Below are 19,877 nucleotides of genomic sequence, written 5' to 3'. Positions count from 1 at the left end.
CCAAAAAACACCGCCCCTTTGCTTATCACGTTTGATAAACATGGCTGCTGCAAAAGGACTTGCGGGTTTAACACTAACACCTCCATCAGAATTTGCCACCCGTACAAAGGGATCAATCAAATAACAAAAGCGTGAGGAAAAATCTGCACGATAGGCAAGGCTTTCTTCCGTGTTTTTACCCCCCGTATCGAACACGGCAATCGCTTGTAGCTTTTCTGCAACCTGTTCCAAAGCGTCTGCCACAGGGTTTTTGCCATTGTCAATCCGCCCTGCACTATAAGCCGGTGCTAAGAGAATTCCAGGTTCCACACCTAAATGCCCCCGCGCATGAGCCAAGGCGTGCACACCGGTCAGGTGAGCGTTTGATCCCACCATTTCGGTTTGTGTCTCAGCAATGGTTGACTTTTCTTCCACCCGCACAAGGATAATTTGTGCCTCAATCCCCTGCGCACACACCGCGTTAATCACATCAAGAGCCGTTCCCCTTCGCCCAAGCTTTTGGATTTTCTCACCCTCATGTGTAAAAACTAACACAGGCTCGTCGAGGGGAAAAACTTGGTTGTCAGCATCAGGGGCTGTAACAACCGCCCCAATGGCGGTCTAATCAAATGTTGCTAAAGGACGGGATTTTTTACATTGATTAACCCTATTGACCTTAAATTATTGTCAAATACACAGAGTTATTCTTTATTTTGAGCTTTTCTTAATTCTGTAATGGGGACACCACCAATACCCCAATTGTCTGTCTCCACTTCATCAATCACGACAACAGTCGTTTTCGGATTTTTATTCAGAATATTAACTAATAATTGAGTTGCCCCTTCTATTAGTTGCCGTTTCTGTTCAGAGGTAACCCCTTCATTAGTAATTTTAATATTTATGTAAGGCATAAGATCTCCACAATTTACAAATATTGAATAAAAAAGCTCAAATAAATGAACGCAAAAAGATTAAATATTAATACATAATAACTATGCATTTTAAAGCTCGTATCCACCGGTGAAATATGCAGGCTACTGGAAGCAAAAATAGCATTTATTGATACAGGAGAAAGGAGTTGAGCTGCAATAAAGAAGCAAATCCAAACCAAATAATCCGTAACCCCATAAGCCATCGATGACCCTAGTAAGGGAAATGCCAAACTAAATAGCACCATAGGATGAATTCCTACTACACTGAAAATTGGCAATACAAAGAGAATACAGGCATAGTGCTGCCAAACAGAGAGTGATGCCAATGAGTGACTAAACGTCACCGGCAACAAAGGAATAAGCAAATCACAAGTAGATATTAGCAGACTACAACCTAGCAACAACATAATTTCACTGGATATACTGCGTATCACTGCCACCAAAGGAGTCAAAAAATCAATACTGCGTGAACTCACACGCTCAATGACGTATAGAATGCTTGCCGTCAATGCAATGCTTTTTAGTGCATTCAACTTGATAACTGTCAACGCAACGATAAATGTTAGCCAGAAAAATATCAAAAAAATCCAAATTCTTACTCTCTCTCCTTCTTTATTCGCTCTTCTCTCATCGCAAATAATCGGGTTAGCTAGCGGTACAACAGGAGAAAGGCACAACAACAACAGACTGAATAGAAAAAGTGGTATCCCCAAAGCAGCGGATGTGAATATTGGTGTTCTAGGCATAGCAGCGAAAACTGTTGCTGCACCGATGCTGGTCGGCATCAGTACCATCGTGATGCTCATCATTCGCATCACAATAGCGGCCAAATGGCGAGAGGGAAAAACACTTTTCTTCAAGGCATCAATCATTAGGGGGATAACCCCCAAACTCATCGGCCAAGCTAAAAACGCAGTCAGTATCGCGATGGACAGGGTAAGCGAACCCTTTCCATAGCGCATCAACCGTTCAGAGAGAAATTCTGAAATACGCCATGTATTCATCACATGGCGCAACAATCCCATGGCGAGTAATAGCCAAAAGACATCAGTAAAACGCACAAGCACAGTACGAACATCAGGCAAGTGCCAACGCCATATCAGCACTAAAGTACAAGCCAACAGGATGAACACACCACTGCGTGCATTCCCCTTCAACCACCAGTATGGTATCGTCAAAAGCAAATAACCGAAAACAGTCACTCCAGCCAATGGAATAAAAAACCAAGTTCTTATTGAGATAGACATAAGAAAAATGAATAGCATCAGCATCGCCATTATAACGGATACGGAGGACATGCGTATCAGGAAGCTTTTTACATCATCAATGTACATTAATTGTTGAATCTTTGACTGAGTAGCGATTAAGAAGCTGCTCGTACATGTCAGTGACACAGCGCCCTGCATCCCGCAGTGCACGAGAATTAACTAAAGGCCTAGGCAAAATATATGTATAAAAATTTGGCCCCTCTACTGGATTACCGACCACCCATAATGTATTTTGTATTTGCCCTTTAGTGTCTATAGGATGCTGCCGACGGTCAATATCAATACCACCAGGATGATATCCTTGGTTGATAAATGGTCGAATGATGCCCTGACCAGCCAAATTCTGGATAAAAGGGGACTCATCACGCAACGGAGAAAAACTATCAATCTTGGCCTTGATCAGCACATCTCCATCAACTGAACTGTTTTCATCTTGAAAAACAGACTGAATTTCGAAACGGCTGGTACTAGCATTGAGAACAAGTTTAGGTGAAGGTCCGCCAGCCAAAGTCACGATACCAGCCTCCATCAGAGCCTTCAACTCTTGGTTTCGCTGCATCGGTGGGCCGACAGAAATACGGTTAAAGTTTGGATTAAAATATTCAATAAAGTACTTGTGAGATGAAGACGTTAACCCGCAAAAATCAATTGCTGAACGTAAGATATCACGGACATCTCGTAGCACATCTGTAGCAGCTTTCACTGGGCCATCAACATTACCTTCAGCGGAAGAATGAAGATCGTCCTTCAAATGCTCCATGAAGAATCTTGTATAATCCTTCAAAGAGGCAAATATTTTATTTCGATGAGGATACAGCAACGCTTGAATACACTGCTCGTCTTTGGAAGTAACAACATAGGTTTCAGGGTCTAGCCAGTGCCCCAGCTGCGTACTTCGATAGACATAACACATTTCTTTAAGCAACAGAGGTAAAAGCTGCGTTTCGAAATCCAGCTTCGGAGAACCGTTAGCAATGCTGGATTGCTTACGCAGATGATGTATTGCATCGAGAGTAAGGAATGATGGTATGTATTGCCCACTACCACCCTTTTGATTAATCCCGCGACTACTAAAAGGCAATGTTTGACGGGAGAATAAAGCTATCTTCGGTTCTTTGCCGCTTGGCATGTAGCGCAATTGTCCAGCATTTTCAGTAAAAGTCCCACCGCGACCGTAAGTCAATTGCGACAAGACATCATAGCTAGTTAATCCAATTCCCTGCACCAGCACACGAGACTGAGATTGTATAGAGTCCAACTTTTCAATTGGATAAGGATTCGAATAATAGTTCAAAAGCGCATTTTTCATTTGGTGAGCAGCGACAAACTGTTGCAGGCTTTCATCATGCGATGAATATATATTCTTACCGTGACCCGTGGTCATATAAACAAAATCTACACTATAACGACAGCCATCTTCCAAAAGAACATCCGTTTTATTATCTTGGTGGATATGGAGATTAATAACCTTTTGTCGGATCTCCTTAATACGAATACCGGAAGGTAAATCTTGCGTGAGTTCTTGGTAAGCCCAAGACAGGTATTCCCCTAACAAACGACGTGATAAATAATCATTTTCTTTGATTTCTCTCCCAACATCATGCTCTGTACGAGAAAAAACACCGTTAATATTACGATAACCTTGTTGAATAGCCCATTGATAGAAATTCGGTCCCTTCCGAATAGGCCCGACACCCTTAACTGTATCATCACCAAATAAAGTAATCTGGCAAGCGACAGTGTTAACCAATAAATGATCTGGCTGATGCACACTATGGGTACCGGTTCCCATCTCATTGGGATCAATCAATAAAATATCAATGTTCCCAGAAAATGGATAATGGGAATAAAGTGTGAGCAAGCGTTCGAGAATACTGATCCCACGAGGACCAACGCCCAAAATAGCGACTGTAGAGTGAAGCATTCTGTAATCTCCCCTATTAGAATAATTTGACTTTCACAAAATGTTTCAAAAAGAATGGAATAAATTCTCTCGACTTTTTAGTGAAGATTGCGGGTTTATGAAACGCCAACGACCTTTTTACAAAGACAATATTGACAGATTCCAGCAGCAGCAAAAAGCGCTACAGCACCACAGATAACGGAAAGCGCAATGGCATGTGAACCAAACTGTAAAAAACTCGTCAAGAGAGGTCCTAATATTTGGCCAAAACCGTAAGTTAAGGTAGCCAAGCCTAGCAGATTTATGCCATACGGCGCATATAAACGCTTAGCTAACGGCATAACTAAAGAAGTCGTCCCCATAAAAGTAAATCCAAACCCTATACAACTGAGAACGATCAGTACAAGAGACTGACTGAATAATGTCAGTAATACGCATCCTCCTTGGATAAGCAAATTGAGCATCAAACAACGTAATACCCCCCACCGATGGGCTCCCCATAACCAAATGAAACAACTAGGAACAATGGCTATTCCGACAAACGACCATAAGTGGTTAGCGAGTAGTGGGAAATTAAATGTTTTCGCCATCAGAGGAAGATATGTCGCGACAATAATATAACCAAACCCAGCAAGCCCATAAATCAGAGCGAGTTCCCACCAAACGATATTTTCGTGTGCCAATGACTCATTAATAGCAAATTGAGACGCATCGACACGACGTGGAAATAAAATAAACAACAAGAGCAACAATACAACAGATATAAAACCAGCTCCAAACCAAATATTTTTCGCGTTCAGCGATTTACTCAAACCAATAATAACATACTCATTACCCAGCAGAATACCAACTCCCACACCTGCATAGAGCGAAGCAATAACCCACAGCTTGTGACTATGCTGCATAACCGTCATAGAACCAAAAATCATCATTGCTGCACTCGCGATACCGGCAGCAAAGCGGATAAAGAAGACCAAGTAAAAGTTTGTTGTTAACGCCATGGCAAAAATAAGTGCACTCGTCACTATAGCTGCACCAAATAGCATGTAGGGAGCACGGGATATATTCCCAACTCTGCAAAACGAAAAAAACATACTCCCAACTAAATAACCGCCATAATTAGCACTAGCTATATAAGAAAGTTGCTTAAAGGTAAACAATCCTTCATCCAACATAACTGGAAATACCGGCGTATAGAAAAATCGCCCAATTCCCATCCCCAAAATCATAATAATCATACCGAACACAGCGATTTTGAAATAACTCAAATCTTGACGATTATTTTTTCCCCCCATTACTCTAATCCCTTAACGAATAATTCGCTCATCCGCATTCTATCTCATCGAGGGTAGCACTTATCTCAGAGAATAAAAGCCAATCTAGCCATTTGTTTGAACAACCAGAGGAACATATTGAGCGATTATTGTCAACATTACTGGATCAGTTATATGCATTTCATCGTTTTACGCCCTGCTCCATGTATGATCTTCTCCCTACAAAGCTTCTTTTTCAGAAAATAATGGCTGAAATTAAGCAGCAATAACAACGAGGAAATCAATAAGCACGCCCCCGTTCAAACAAGACAATATCCCCTAAAGCTCTGCTTCATCAGGTATGACTAAAATACCCTCACAAGGTTGCGTTATGTTCACATGGTGAACACCCTCAACCATCAAGCGGCTTAGTATCCAACTTAAAGAGAGATCAAGGACAAGCTTTTGCGCACGCGCCCATTCTGCTCTTAAATTCTGCTCTGCTCTTTCCAAAACAAAGGAACCTTCATCCGGTAACAACCAAAAATCAATAGTATTGAAGGGTATAAAGGCTACTTTTAATATAGCTTTGTTTTTTATCAGCAGCAGTAAAAAGTTTGTTTTTTTATAAAAATTGAAATTTATTCATTTTTTATCGTATATTTTATGTTATCTTCTTTAAATTAATTAAAAGATCATAGAATATTAAACTGATAGGATGCATTTTTCTCAAGCGGCATTTTTAGAGAAATGTTGATTTAATCAGTGAAGACAAGCAATGAGCAAAGTTATAATTTGAAAAGACAGTATATAATGTTTTATGATCAATGATCTAAATTAGAGACATGAATTGGGGGAGTTTGATCTTTCTTACAGCACAGTAGCTCAAAAAAACAGTAGATGAAGTTTAAAATTCACCATTACCCATCATAAGATGAAAGCTTTTATCCCACGTTTGATTTTTTTAAACTATTTTCTTGTCCTATCTGTAATATCTAAAGAATATCTTCAAGCACTCATAAGCACTCTTTTAGGGTATCATTTCCATAATCAACGTAACGGTTATCGAGCTTCCATTCAAGATACTGTTTTGCAAAAGGAAATCGTCATTTCAGGATACGGAGGGATTTATGTATTTAGTCACAATGTATCATGCACCCTTCCTCTTATATCAGAAATTTAATTCTTAATCGTAATGACGTGATTAAAAAGCACCTTGCGAGACAATCTTTTTAATAAATTTTTAATAAATAAAGTAAAGATGAATTCTGAAAAAAATTTTTAGACGTAAAGTGATACGGAGAAACAGTCAGAAAGAATGGGGGGATTACAAATGTTGATGACTATAAAAAAAGATATCAAAAAATTACCAAAAACCGATTTATGGATCATTTGTGCTATTTCAGCTGATCAGCAAAGAGAATGGATCAGTAAATGGTGTATAAAAAATAAACACACTTCTATAAGTCCTAATTATGTCAATGATCTTGCCGTCCTAGGGTCATTTTACAGATCTAGACAAAATGATTACTACGGAAGCAACTCCCCTCAAAAAATAACAATCTCATTTATGAGGCTTATGTTGCTTCTCATAATCACTTTACAATTGCATCATTTGCTCTCATTAATACGCTTTGAAGTTCCATATGGACTAAGGGACCTTTTAAATTTTGGGATGGTTATGGAAGCCTTCTTTCCACTAATCCCTGAATGGGGATATGAAACCGCTACCTTTTCACAGAAAAATATTCTTTTCAATGAGAATTCTTATTGTACAATCTATGGAACAACACAATGAACAGAGCACGCACCCTTGCTCTCACCTATGGCTCCTATAATGCTGTCCGCATGCTGATCGGCGTTTACCATGCGATTTTTTTAATGTCCATGGGAGTGAGTCTGGCGCAATTAGCTCTGCTTCAGGTTGTCTTTTCCACCACCATTCTGCTGCTTGATTTTCCCTGCGCTGTTTTATCTGACAGATATCGGCATAAATATTCCGTTATGGCTGGGGTCTTTATGACAGGAGTATTTTATCTTCTATGCCTTCAAGCTCCCAATATGACAGCACTTATTATTGCTCAAATTCTCTATGCAGCAGGCATTTGCATCATTGTCAGCGCCATTGACGGATGGATTTACCATTCTCTAGGCGATAAACAGGATCACTTTTCGCATTATGCTCATCTCTACCACCAGGTTAACTCTTTTGGAAGTATTCTCAGTGGGATTGTAGGAATTGGAACGATCTATTACTCTGGACGATATTTTATGGGATATATCATCTCATGCCTCATGATGGGATTTATTTTTTTGATATTCCTTATTGTTCCTGAAGAAAAGAAAACGACAATTGAAACGTCCAAAACAAAAACAATCTTGCACAATGCCAAGGAAACGCTCTGGATATTTCAAAATACAGTAGGAGGAGCATGGTTTATTTTCCTCATGTGCCTTTTTAGCGCTGGTATTCAGATTATTTATCATTTCTGGCAACCAATAATACTTTTAGGGGGAAAAATTCATCACCTCAACGGTTCGCAAATGCTCATCTTGATGTGCTGCCATATTGGAGCCTTTTCAGCACAATATTTTTCAAATTTACTGATGTCTAAGTATCATGTTCTTGATAAAAAATATAAGAATTCTATAAAATATTTTTCCTTCTTTTCTGCACTGATGTGCATAGCGCTCTATTTTTCAGTTCATAGCCATCAAACTGCTGCATCAGTCATCGCCTTCTCTTTAATCCATGGATTTATTTGCACTGTACCGATCGGTGCAAAAAGCTTATTTTTCTCAGAACTTAACCAAAAACAAACGCAGCATATTTCCGGTGTTGTTGGTGCTGTCTCTTTTAGCGGAAGAATATTTTCAATTACAGTATTGAGTATTATTTCTTTTCTTCCTGCAAAAGTTTCTCCATCTTACTACCTAATATTACCGACCATTACTTTTTTCATGTGTGGTTTGATTGTCATGAAATGGATGAAACACTCTCAAAAGTCTCTATGATGAGAGGAAAATTTTAAAATTATTACCCACAATGTTTTCTTCTAAAAGAAATCTATAACTTTTTTGAGAGCATTGCCACATCCAACTTTCAATATACAATGCAAAATATAAAGCAACACGTTGATTTATAATGATAATATACCAAACGCGAATATTGTAAGATTTTTTCTTTTCAAATCTGCTTTATGGTTGAAACAATCAAAATCATTTGCTTGCACATCATAAGCAAAGAAAGCCGTATAAATAAAAACGATTTAGAAAGGAAAAATGCCTTTTATGAACTCTCATAGTCAAAATCTATAACAACAGGAAGGCAGATATATAATATGCCTCTTTGCATCTTCATAAGTATACAAATGATGTGGCTTTATAAGGCTTTATATGTCTCACAGAAACTTTTATGTTTTATACCATTTACGAGGCAGCGTCGCAAAACGGGCTTATACACATTGCAAAGATATCTCTTTAAAACAAGTGCATAAATCGGCAACACAAGTATATTTGTGTTTAGAACATGCTTTTTATATGAGAGGCATAATCCCAACGGGATAAACAGAATTCCGATACACAGTCAACTGCTTTTATAACAATAGATGGCGGAGAGGAAGAGATTCGAACTCTCGAGAGCCTTTTGAGCCCTACTCCCTTAGCAGGGGAGCGCCTTCGACCACTCGGCCACCTCTCCAACAGAGAGGCATAAATGGTATCAACAGAAAGTTCAAGACATTTTCGATTTTTTTCCCAAATATCTGAAAATTTTTCTCCTATTGATCCCATAGGAAGCAAAAGTTAATAAAACAAAAATTGTGTCTTTTTTACCACAGCATCTCGAATAGTACATGTATATATTACAAAAAGGTAATTTCATATTTGAAACTCTAAAAAGATTAGTTATAGCTAAAATAACAAGTGCTGCGTATTTTACTTATGTCTTTGTCCTTAATGCGTTAGGCAAATGGTACTCTTTAGAAGAAATTTAACCGGACCTCGGAGATCCCATATGAATATTAAATCCCTCTTTTTAAGCTCTACAGCAGCTTTTTTAGCAATTTCTGGAGCACATGCTGCTTCAACAGTTATCGCCGAACCTGAACCTGTAGAATATATTCGCGTTTGTGATGCCTACGGAAAAGGATATTTTTATATCCCTGGAACAGAAACCTGCATGCGTTTATCAGGAAATGTTCGTACTGATTTTATAGGCGGTGATAATATCGATGCAACAACCGAAACTGAACTAAGAGACAAAAGAAAAACCTATGGCGCATCATCACGGCTCACCCTTGTTTTTCAAGCAGCTTCTGAAACAGAAATGGGAACACTTCGTTCATATGCAAGAATTTATTCAAGCTGGGGTGATGGTAATGATAAAGCTGGTGCAAGGCTTGCAGCAGCTTACATTGAACTGGGTGGTTTTCGCGTAGGTCTTGATGATACAATTTTCAACAGTTGGACTGGTGGTTATGGAAATGTTCTCAATGATGACAGCATAGCACCTGCCGGCACAACACGCACCAATTTTATTTCCTACACCTTTAGTGGTGACTCCGGCTTTTCTGCTATTATCGGCGCTGAATTAGGCAATAATGCAGATTCTCTTCCAGGAATAACAGGATACTACATTGATAAAGATGATAAGCTTGTTTCTATCACTGAGGGCACTCTTCCAAGTAAAGCAATTAAAAATTACACCCCGAATGTGGTTTTGGGTATAAAGTTTATGCAAAAATGGGGTGGTTTTTCAGCAGTTGCAGCATATGATGCTTACTACAAAAAGTGGGCTGGAAAAGTACGTGCAGATTTCAATGTCAACGATCGTTTCAATCTATGGGTAATGGCTGGCTATAAAAATGGACTTGATTACTACACAGTAAATGCAAATGATGAGTTATCACGAAAAAGCACAACAATTTATGCAAACTGGGGTGGTAAATGGGCTGCTTGGGCGGGTGCCACTTACAAGCTTACTCCAAAAGCAAATTTGAATGCTCAAGTTTCTTATAGTGCTGTAAAAACCTTTGCAACTTCTGTAAATATTACATACACGCTGGTTCCAGGATTTGTGATTACACCTGAATTAACCTATGTTTCTTGGAACGATGATCGCGTTGTGACGGATAAAAATAATGATGAAAAACATTTATTCAATAAGAAAAGTGCTTTTCAAGGTATGATCCGTTTACAGCGTTCATTCTAATCCTATTTAAGCTACAGCTTTTAAAAACTGGCAACATGGTTTGCCAGTTTTTATTTTTGAAATCAAATATCATGAATATCTTTTCCTGATACGTATTGTCTTGTCTCTCGAAAAAAAACCGCCTTAGTTTCATAAAACTACTCTTAGAAGATTAACCTGATATGCTTGATAAGAGCACCTCACACGGGCGTTTACACATCACTTCAAACACAATCTCTTCCTTGCCCTTTAAAGCATGAATAACCCCTTTGCTTTATGACCAAATTGGTCTTTCTTGATAATTTACTTCTAACCTTTGTTAATTTAGGTCATGATCTTCTCAAATAAATTCTACACTGAACAGATAAAATATTGAAAAAACAAGACATCATTGTGTTTTTGATATGCCTGAATGTGTCTTCTATCAACACTCTAAAACACAACGTTTTATAACACTGCTTCATTAAAAAACTTAATCATTAAGAAACATGCTGTCAAAACGATGCAAACATCCCCTAAAGCAATAAAAGAGAAAAGAGATATATCTTCAAAAAAATGAATTGACCTCTTCCCCTTCTAAAGAATAGCCCCCCTATCAGTAGCAATCTGTAAATGCCCCTATTTTTCTTGAATCTGCATCACTTTGATTTATAATCATAATTTATAATTTTGCATGTTTCAATCAACCAAAACCTTTCACTTGTACACGACAAGCGGAGAGAGCCGTGTGAATAAAAACGAGTAAAGAAAACCCTTTTATGTATCGTTTTCAGTTCCAAGGGTTGTCGTAACATTGAGATCTAACAAAATGTACGATAGTGCTAGGCACTTTTATTAAGCATAAAAATGAGGATACACTTCATAGAGGATTTTAGATTATATTCTCTATGAACGTCGCTATAAAATATGTGTTGTGATACACACTAAAAGACATTTCTTTAAAACAAGCATGGAAATATACAATACAAATCCATTTTATTTGAAGCGTTTTACCCTGCGTAAGGAACATGTTCATCATATACGCAACATCTTGGCTTTATGCGTTTTTAAAGGAAGAAAAATATAAGACAAAGAAACAATAAAATTTAATCTCTGCAAATCATAGAGCTTTCAGAGTTATGTTTCCATAAAACGCCTTATACCGTACATGGGATTTTTTACACGATTAATACCCTTTTTACATAAAGCCAATTGGCAAAAAGCAGCCTTTCCTGATAATAAAAAGGCTTACACGTAATCATAAGCCATATTTTCAATTAAAACACATTGAATTCACGGAAAATACTTATCAACCAATGCATAAAGAATTGCTGCTGTTTCAACATCTAGAATCCCATCATAATTTTCTTGACGAAAATGAAGTTGAAATGCTCGGATCAAATCTTTGTATCCTGTTTGGGTACACGCAGCAGAAATGTCATATCCATAACATTTTAGCTTCGCCAAAACATCTTCTTTGGGTGGCAAATTCTTAGAGAATTGCTCTTGATAATGACTTTTTAGTTCATCATCATACCATGCTCCTATACCTGCGCTATAAAGTTCTCTCCATGGAAAAGCTGCTCCTGGATCACTTTTTCTTCCAATGGCAATATCACTATGTCCCACAACATCTGTTGGCATAATATCAGGATACCGTTGAAAAATATTCAAGGCAAGTTCCTTAACAGCATCAATTTGTATTGGATTATAAGGAGGAAACATACCCCTCCCATCATGATAAGTCGCTAAATTAACGATTTCAATCCCGATAGATGCATCATTGAGATGACTATGCCCAGCCCATGAACTCACACCCGCATGCCATGCGCGCTCATTTTCATCAACCAGATTAAAAATACGCATATCCTTAAAGCCTGCCTCACGATATGTCTGCTCTGAAGGATCAGGAACAAGATAGTGTGCACTAACCTTTTCTCCTGTAAGCGCCATAATCGAGGCTTTAAAATCAATAGCCGTATAATGCATAACGAGAAAATGAACGCGACGACTAAAACTCTTGACAGAACGATAACTGTTGTAATCAATCTGATACATAAAAGCCCTTTCTTTTTTGCTTAAAAAACCACTGCGCATCACAACAGATAGAATACGAACTGTTAAAAAATGCAATAAACTTCCCATCTAGGTACTAAGAATTACGACTAAAATTTGTTCATCAAAAATATTGACACTCTTATCAACAATTAAGACCACATTTTTATTTTTCTCCCACACACGCATAAAATGTTTTTAACCACATTAAATATTTTCCCCAAAAAAATTCCTACAAATTACCAATCAAAAAGAAAACAAAAGCGTAAAATGATCACTCCTTAAATCTTCACGTCTTACAGAAAAAATAGTTCGTCCTGTTATCAAATTGAAAAATATCGCCCCTCGGAAGCGAATACCCAACGATCATGCAATCACACAAAAACTTAAAGGAAAAATTTTATGAGCTCTTTACAGCAATTTATTATCAGATAACGGAACGGGATATGTTCACAATAAAACTCTTCACGGACATATTGTTCAATAAAATTTGCAAAGCTTTCCTGTAAATGACACGACTTCTTGTCTTTTCACACCATCGCTTTTTGATTTACAAAGAATCTCAATTATCTACAACGCTTGAGACACACGAAGTCTCTGGATTCCTTGTTATCAGCGCTATGGAAGATAACATATTGATTTATAATCATAATTAATCATTATAAATATTGAATGTAGCGAGCCTAATATCGTAAAGTTTTTCTTAATTTTGAATCAATCAAAGTCATTCATTTACACATCAAAAGAAAAATTAACCTATAGACAAAAACCACTGAAGAAAAGGATCAAAATACTTCTTATAATAGAACGTTCAATAATTTGAGCAATATTGTTACATCCCCATAGAGTTTCATTTTTTCTTCTCTGTTTTCAAATATCTTTTTAAGACAGCCCAAGCTGCATATTCTTGTAAGACGACACCTAAAAGTGGTCGCGTATAGGGAAAAGTTATACGATCATCACCATAACCTTTCATCCGTATAGTCATGGTAGCATGTCCAAGGCTTTCTGCTTGATTTTCTAATGTCTCCAAAGAAGGCTCTAGGCTCACTTCAACCTCAAGCAGTGGAATATCTTGTTTACCTTTTTCTATGGGCTGAAAATATTTTAAAAGCCACGGATCATTGGCAGACCAATGAACCTCTGCATACATCGCTAATTGTTTACAAGCAGTAGTAACTTCTGCCCCAACTAAATGGGGGTGAAAATGATTTTCAAATTCTTCCACGAAATGTTGTTCCAAGAGCGCTTCTGATTGAGCAACCAGTTGCACCAAAACATAGGGGCTTTTCCATAAAAAATGCCGTTCAAAGGATTCATTTTCAAGATGATCATCAACCCACTGCGCAATGGTACTTTCATCAATTCCAATCAAAGTCCATGCATACTCCGCACGCGATACAGAAAAATATTTCTTCTCGTTGTGTTCTAAATAATTCTCTAAAAGTGCAAGAGCCTGTGATGGTGGACCAGGCAAAACAACAAGCGTACTTCCATCGCAAGAGAGATAAAACCCTGGTGCTGTACCTGTAGGATTATCAAGCACAGTTGCTGTCTCAGGAAACAATGCTTGACGTGCATGACTCTTATCCGCCGTAATCCCTAATCGTTGTAATTGACCTTTTATTGTTTGCCAAACATCTTCATGATGTACCAAAGGCTGCTTTACAGCTTGAGCAACTCCATCGCGTGTTTTATCATCTGATGTTGGTCCCAATCCCCCACTGATAATGATAAGATCTTCTTGTCCAAGACAAGAAACAACAGTCTCACTGATTTGCTGTAATTGATCAGCACAAACAAAATGACGTGTGACTTGAATATTTCTCTTGTTCAAGCTTTGGCTTAAATCTTGTAAGTTCGTATTCAAATATTGTCCTGAAAGGAGTTCATCACCAACAGTGATAATCGCCGCACGATGAACAAAGACAGAATTCATAAGAGAATTGCGAACAGCTTCAGCCATTTGACGGGTAGAGGCTATACCTCCAAGATCATAGGTAACGGTTTTTCCAGCACGAATAACCTGATCAACACTCTCAGACAGTTGTTTTGCTGCATCTTTAAAGCCTAAGTACTCTAAGAGTAAAGCCGTGGTATAAAGCATCGCAGAAGGATTGGCTTTATTTTGTCCAGCAATACGTGGTGCGCTTCCATGAACAGGTTCAAAACAAGCAATCTCGCTCCCCACATTCACATGAGATGCAAGCCCCAATCCCCCCATTATACCAGAGCCAAGAGTAGAGAGAATATTGCCAAACATATTTTCAGCAACAATCACACCAAACCGCTCTGGCTTGGTTGCAATCCACAAAGCAACCGCATCAACATTCTGAATATCTGCTTCAATTTCCGGATAGTTTTGCGCAATCTTCTCAAAAATTTCCTGAGCAAACTGTCCACTTTCTCGCATAACATTGAGCTTATCAGCAAAAGTAACTCACCTAAAGCTATATTTCCTTGCATAAGAAAAAGCATATTCAAATAACCGTTCTAAACCAAAGCGTGTCTGCAAACAGACTGTCCACGCAGCTTCTTCAAGCCCATATTTTGTCAAATTTGGATGTTTTAGCCAAACGGCTGTTTCAGGAGAAATACCCCGAAAATCCAATCCAGCATAAAGGCCTTCACTATTTTCTCTGATAACACAAAAATGAAAAGGTTTTCTCGGACCAAAGATGTATCTTACAGGACGTATATTCGCAAACAAACCTAACTTTTGGCGGAGTTGAAGTGCGGGAGAAACATAGGCAAGGTTTTTCTCTTTTAAATGCGGAGCAAGTTCTTTTAAAGCCGCTTCTTTTCCTTTACGGGTCACAGCACCAAGTAAAATAGCATCACTCTGAGTAATTTTTTGCCAAGTCGCTTGAGGGATAGGATCTCCTTCCCGTTTCCAACATTCAACACCAATATCACCATAAGTTAATTCAATCGGCAATTGGAATTGCTCTAAAACCATCAGCGCAGCATCACAAACCTCTGGTCCTATCCCATCACCAGGTAATACAAGAACTTTCTTTTTCATAGTCCCTCCATCCACTCATCAATGACTGCATCCGTCATAGTAGGATTATCCTCCCACAAACGCGTACCAGCACCAGAGATAATCTTATATTCATGGTTCAGATTATGACTTTTTGTCTGATTATCTACCGTTGCAAGTTGCGACTTTTCTCCCACTAAAGCTAAAAACTTCCCCTTATACTTAACTATTTCATCTCTAGCATCTATTTCTAATAAGAGTTTAAAGCCTCTTGTCATGCGTTCAATTGCCACGCTTTTTTGTTCATCAGGAATCTCCAATAAGGCTCTTTTTTTATAACGCCAGAAGGATGCATAAAACCATTGAGTATTTCCAAAGCCCCCGATAAATCATTATTTTCTAAGGAGGCAAGAATATCTCCAAGGCGCCGTTGCAAAACCTTATCTGGATAGCCAGGCGCATTCACAGCAAGCACAGCTTGAACATTGGGAAGCTGTACTGCCAATATTTGTACCAATGTTCCAGCCATAGAAAATCCCACAAGCACTGCGGGCTCTTTAAAATAGCTTTTAAGTTTTTCTGCCATAAAAGATAAAATGTCTACAGCAGAATAATTGAGAACATGAGAACCCTTAGGAAAAAGAGAAAGCGTATCCAGCAGAGTGACAGGGAATCCTTTTGTTGAACATAGCTTTGTCAATGGAGAACAAAAAACATCACCATCCCAAATTGGCATTACAGGAGAAAGAATAATAATAGGAAGGCTCATTGATCAATTCCTCCCCTTATTTTAAACATGCATTAGAGCCAGAACTTTTCCCACCCAATATAATGAAAATATGTTGAAACTCTAGGCTCATATTCTCCCCCCATAATAATCGATTTGTTAAACTCAAACTAAGCTTGTAACAAATTTTAAACCCACTCAATCCAGCAACTTAATAAAAAAATTCATCTAATGTACAGGTGCCCCATTTGTGTAAAACATCAAAAGCATTTCCGCATAATGCTTTCTTTTTATCATTTACTCAGCTTATTTCTGAAGTCATAAAATGACGCGCTTTTTGAATATAAATGATAAAACCAATCATACAACACACAGCTAACAAAGTTGCCATAGCCCGTGGGCTATGACCAGAGATTTTTCCGATAACCGCTGCACTGAGTGCCGCACTTCCTAATTGCAAAGATCCCATAACACCAGAAGCCGCTCCCGCAGCTTTCGGATGCGATGAAATAGCCAACGCTGTTCCTAACGGCAATAAAAAACCATTTCCAAAAGTAAGAACAGCAATAGCCATAAAACTTGTCACAAGGGGCCATGGGCTTAGATACATTTGCAAAGCAAACAGCACACCACCTATCACAAAAATAATGTACCCTCTCCCCACAGTTTTTTCCATAGACTCGCGTTCAAAAAACCATCGCGCCAAAAGATTTCCCAAAATATAGGGAAACGAGACACCAATATAGCTATAACTAATGTGTATCGGCGATAACCCCAAAGTCGTGAGTAAAAAAGGCGACTCCACAATATAAGCAAAATAGGCAGCGTAAGAAAAACACGGAATAAGTGCATAAAAAATAAATTGTTTATTTCTGAAAACGCCTAAATATGCCTTCATTAATCCTACAGGAGAAAAATGCTGCCGTTTTTGAGGGGGTAGAGTTTCGCTTAGCACAAAACAACATAGCAAAATGGTCAAAAATATAAAAAAGCTTAAAAAGATAAAAGTTGCCTGCCAATGAAAAGCTTGTATCAAAAGTCCACCAATGAAAGGTGCAAGTGCTGGCGACATTCCAATAAAAGGGAAAACAATCAAATAAAGTTTTCCAGCCGCTTTTTTATCCAACAAATCATTGATAATTGCACGACTTAAGACAAGTCCCGCACAAGCACCAAGACCTTGCAAAAAACGTAACACAAGAAAAGCGTGAATATGAACCGTATAAATCACACCAAGTGTCGTAAATAACCACAAGAATAAGCCCAATAGAAGTGTTTTTTTACGCCCAAAATTATCACTCAGCGGCCCATAAATGAGCTGTCCAAGTGCCAATGCCAACAAAAAAACCGCCACTGCACTTTGAATTTGAGATTGTGTCACTTGATAATATTGACGCATATCGCCCAGTGCCGGTAAAAAAATATCGGTAGAAATCAAACCTCCCGTCGATAAACATACGATAAGTATAATGAATGGTAATGTATATTTATGTTTCATCAGGAAAGTCACATTTCTTAAATTTAAAAATATTTAAATTTTACGTTTATAGAAAAATAATAATTTATATTTATAAATATAAAGCTATTTTAACTTTATCCACAGCGAATAAAATAATCAATTTTCTTTATTCTTTTACTTTATTCGAGAATAATTCATCTTGTTGAGACATAAATCCAGTGTATGATGCGCACGCACACACTCAACACGTAAATAACCACTTAGTTCTTCACTTTATAATTAATTTTAAAGCATAGCAAATCGCAATTTTAAAACTATACGCAAAAGAAGCTAAAAGATCAAACCTCTCCTTCAGAGATATATTTCCCAATCCGAAATAGCGCATTTTGTTGTATTCATGTTGCCCTATATTCATCAGCTTTTTTCATTGATATCATCAACAAAAACGCTTCCAAACTCTATCGCTCTCCATGACAACAACATCACTCTTCCGACAACATCTTTTATCAGAATTGGTTTACAACGCTCAAAGAAAAAAGAAGCCACAAACTCCCTTTCCTCAAAACTCCCCACACAAATATTATTGTAACAATACAGCATATAACAATGCCTCATGGAGAAGTCTTTATCAACACAAATAGTTGAGCAAATAAACTTAATAGCCCACTAATATCATAAAGCAAATTGTGCTTCTATCTCGCTCTAAAATCTAAATTCATCTTGTCCATTTTGTTAGAATTTCATTCTACATAGCCAGCACAAAGTTTATTGCCTAAGCTATTGACAAACATGATATAATAAAAATTTGATAAAATGAATACGATCATAAAAATCCCATCCCTAAAAATCCTATCCTTAGAAACTCAATTTTCTAAACATCTCAAAAACTTTATAAACAAAGTAAATGCAGCCATAAAAAGCATAATGGATGAATGTATTTTAATCGACAGTAAACCCGAAAAATGCACAAGTAACCTTTACACACATACATTTGAAACAGAATCCATGACAACTGCAAATGCAAAAGTGAAAACCTGTAGCACCTATGAACCGATTACAGTTCATAATCCCTACGTCATAAAGGTGGAACGCATGACCTTTACAAAATGCACTTTCTTAATACAAGATGGTCCATCGAACCAAATTTATCTCTCAAATCAAAGTGCTCTTACATCGTATAAAAAAACTGCGGGCGAAACTAAAAAACAACCTTTGGAGAGAATCTCGAAACTTTTGGACATTGTCTCAAAACTTTTCAACTTTCCTCTCTGGTTTTGGGAGTTTTTACTCAAAGAACTTAGAAAAGTTTTCTAGCATTGTTTTGATATAGAGCAATAAGAGAAGGAAAAACAGCTTAGAACACTAATGTTTCTTCCTTCTCTTTTATCTCTCATAGCTTTTTGAATTGAATACTTTTGATATTTATTTTGAATAATTGAAGCATTCTTTTAATTATAAGTACAATATAAAAAATAAAATTTTAGAAGACGTGCTGTTTTTACAAAAAATGGAATAATAAAATAAAGACTCCAGAATTTTACTTTTTACCTTCAAACACAATCAATGATGGAAAAGCGTTTACAAAGTTTTCCTCAGGCAGTATCCAGGACATTACTTGAAAGAAAAAGCATTAAGAGAGCTTACTTTTAAGCTAAGGGGGAAAGATTAAACTTCACAACGACATTCAATCTTTTAAACATTGCAGTACAGAACGGGAAAAAAGAGCCATTCCCCCATAGACCGTTTCCCCCCCATCAACTAAAATTCTCGATAAACTGGTATTATCAGTTCTAGACTGGAGTCATATAAGAAGAATTTTAAGTAATGATCACCGTCTTGTTTTCGATGTTTTCTGTCCTTTTTAGCTGCTCTTTATCCCTTTTGGAACATAATTAGCAAAAAGGCATTGTATCTCCAGCATATTCAAGGAGATAAAACATGGAAACTCGCATTCCTGAAAACACACCATTTGATACGAATTTTTTAGGAGAAACAACTCTAGAAGAAAAGTATTCATTCTTTCACACACCCATTTCATGGTCCGCAATCTTTGCGGGACTGGTGACGGCTCTTGCCACCTCAATCTGCCTCTCTTTTCTGGTCGCAGCTTTAGGCTTAAGCCAAATGGATTTCACTTCTTCATCCCCA

The 19,877-nt window shown here is 37.7% G+C and carries 9 protein-coding genes, 1 tRNA gene and 5 pseudogenes; 4 read left to right on the top strand and 11 right to left on the bottom strand.

The genetic code is table 11. The features are described from left to right. The 6 genes and pseudogenes from ACFIMC_RS10050 to ACFIMC_RS10025 form a co-directional block, all read right to left on the bottom strand. Positions 1-594 (bottom strand): annotated as a pseudogene (locus tag ACFIMC_RS10050) (phage tail protein); the annotation flags it as partial. An 86-nt stretch (positions 595-680) separates the two neighbouring features. Beyond that, positions 681-890 (bottom strand): 2-hydroxymuconate tautomerase family protein, encoded by a 210-nt coding sequence (locus ACFIMC_RS10045; protein WP_375607418.1) that lies wholly within the window; start codon positions 888-890, stop codon positions 681-683. 14 nt (positions 891-904) lie between these two features. After that, a complete protein-coding gene (locus tag ACFIMC_RS10040; protein WP_375681034.1) occupies positions 905-2,245 on the bottom strand; it encodes a hypothetical protein in 1,341 nt (446 codons plus the stop codon). Next, on the bottom strand, positions 2,235-4,103 hold the full coding sequence (locus tag ACFIMC_RS10035; protein ID WP_375662224.1) for an FAD/NAD(P)-binding protein: 1,869 nt from the start codon (positions 4,101-4,103) through the stop codon (positions 2,235-2,237). Before ACFIMC_RS10035 ends, ACFIMC_RS10040 begins: the two co-directional genes overlap by 11 nt. Positions 4,104-4,198: 95 nt before the next feature. Continuing rightward, a complete protein-coding gene (locus tag ACFIMC_RS10030; protein WP_375637045.1) occupies positions 4,199-5,311 on the bottom strand; it encodes a YbfB/YjiJ family MFS transporter in 1,113 nt (370 codons plus the stop codon). Between the two features lie 325 nt (positions 5,312-5,636). After that, positions 5,637-5,884, bottom strand: a pseudogene (locus ACFIMC_RS10025) (baseplate assembly protein); the annotation flags it as partial. Between the two features lie 784 nt (positions 5,885-6,668). Between ACFIMC_RS10025 and ACFIMC_RS10020 the strand changes: the two are divergent. Further along, positions 6,669-7,133: a hypothetical protein gene (locus ACFIMC_RS10020; protein WP_375672146.1), complete on the top strand. Its 465-nt coding sequence runs from the start codon at positions 6,669-6,671 to the stop codon at positions 7,131-7,133. Further along, complete coding sequence (locus tag ACFIMC_RS10015; RefSeq protein WP_375681033.1) at positions 7,130-8,350, top strand: MFS transporter; 1,221 nt, start codon at positions 7,130-7,132, stop codon at positions 8,348-8,350. The genes ACFIMC_RS10020 and ACFIMC_RS10015 overlap by 4 nt, the downstream gene beginning before the upstream one ends. A 594-nt stretch (positions 8,351-8,944) precedes the next feature. On the opposite strand, the gene ACFIMC_RS10010 is transcribed toward ACFIMC_RS10015, so the two are convergent. Further along, positions 8,945-9,035, bottom strand: a tRNA-Ser gene (locus ACFIMC_RS10010). A gap of 315 nt (positions 9,036-9,350) precedes the next feature. Between ACFIMC_RS10010 and ACFIMC_RS10005 the strand changes: the two genes are divergently transcribed. After that, positions 9,351-10,547 (top strand): porin, encoded by a 1,197-nt coding sequence (locus ACFIMC_RS10005; protein ID WP_375637040.1) that lies wholly within the window; start codon positions 9,351-9,353, stop codon positions 10,545-10,547. A 1,251-nt stretch (positions 10,548-11,798) separates the two neighbouring features. On the opposite strand, the gene ACFIMC_RS10000 is transcribed toward ACFIMC_RS10005, so the two are convergent. The 4 genes and pseudogenes from ACFIMC_RS10000 to ACFIMC_RS09985 form a co-directional block, all read right to left on the bottom strand. Continuing rightward, on the bottom strand, positions 11,799-12,563 hold the full coding sequence (locus ACFIMC_RS10000) for an N-acetylmuramoyl-L-alanine amidase (RefSeq protein ID WP_375643440.1): 765 nt from the start codon (positions 12,561-12,563) through the stop codon (positions 11,799-11,801). Positions 12,564-13,410: 847 nt separating this feature from the next. After that, positions 13,411-15,585: pseudogene (locus ACFIMC_RS09995) on the bottom strand (isocitrate/isopropylmalate family dehydrogenase). Then, a pseudogene (locus ACFIMC_RS09990) lies at positions 15,582-16,312 on the bottom strand (alpha/beta fold hydrolase). The pseudogenes ACFIMC_RS09995 and ACFIMC_RS09990 overlap by 4 nt, the downstream one beginning before the upstream one ends. 259 nt (positions 16,313-16,571) lie before the next feature. Further along, positions 16,572-17,768 (bottom strand): multidrug effflux MFS transporter, encoded by a 1,197-nt coding sequence (locus ACFIMC_RS09985; protein WP_273791533.1) that lies wholly within the window; start codon positions 17,766-17,768, stop codon positions 16,572-16,574. 1,899 nt (positions 17,769-19,667) lie between these two features. Here ACFIMC_RS09985 and ACFIMC_RS09980 point away from each other — a divergent pair. Beyond that, positions 19,668-19,877: pseudogene (locus ACFIMC_RS09980) on the top strand (DUF3792 domain-containing protein); the annotation flags it as partial.

Origin of the sequence: Bartonella sp. AP21QHHD (assembly GCF_042196205.1) — a bacterium.
GTDB lineage: Bacteria > Pseudomonadota > Alphaproteobacteria > Rhizobiales > Rhizobiaceae > Bartonella.
Note: the sequence above shows the minus strand (reverse complement) of the source record. Positions and strands in the feature narration are given on the sequence as shown.

What these genes read in the sequence shown, in the direction of transcription:
- ACFIMC_RS10000 (WP_375643440.1), bottom strand. Translation starts at nt 12,563, where the DNA reads ATGTATCAGATTGATTACAACAGTTATCGTTCTGTCAAGAGTTTTAGT.
- ACFIMC_RS10020 (WP_375672146.1), top strand. Translation starts at nt 6,669, where the DNA reads ATGTTGATGACTATAAAAAAAGATATCAAAAAATTACCAAAAACCGAT.
- ACFIMC_RS09985 (WP_273791533.1), bottom strand. Translation starts at nt 17,768, where the DNA reads ATGAAACATAAATATACATTACCATTCATTATACTTATCGTATGTTTA.
- ACFIMC_RS10045 (WP_375607418.1), bottom strand. Translation starts at nt 890, where the DNA reads ATGCCTTACATAAATATTAAAATTACTAATGAAGGGGTTACCTCTGAA.
- ACFIMC_RS10040 (WP_375681034.1), bottom strand. Translation starts at nt 2,245, where the DNA reads ATGTACATTGATGATGTAAAAAGCTTCCTGATACGCATGTCCTCCGTA.
- ACFIMC_RS10015 (WP_375681033.1), top strand. Translation starts at nt 7,130, where the DNA reads ATGAACAGAGCACGCACCCTTGCTCTCACCTATGGCTCCTATAATGCT.
- ACFIMC_RS10035 (WP_375662224.1), bottom strand. Translation starts at nt 4,103, where the DNA reads ATGCTTCACTCTACAGTCGCTATTTTGGGCGTTGGTCCTCGTGGGATC.
- ACFIMC_RS10005 (WP_375637040.1), top strand. Translation starts at nt 9,351, where the DNA reads ATGAATATTAAATCCCTCTTTTTAAGCTCTACAGCAGCTTTTTTAGCA.
- ACFIMC_RS10030 (WP_375637045.1), bottom strand. Translation starts at nt 5,311, where the DNA reads ATGATTTTGGGGATGGGAATTGGGCGATTTTTCTATACGCCGGTATTT.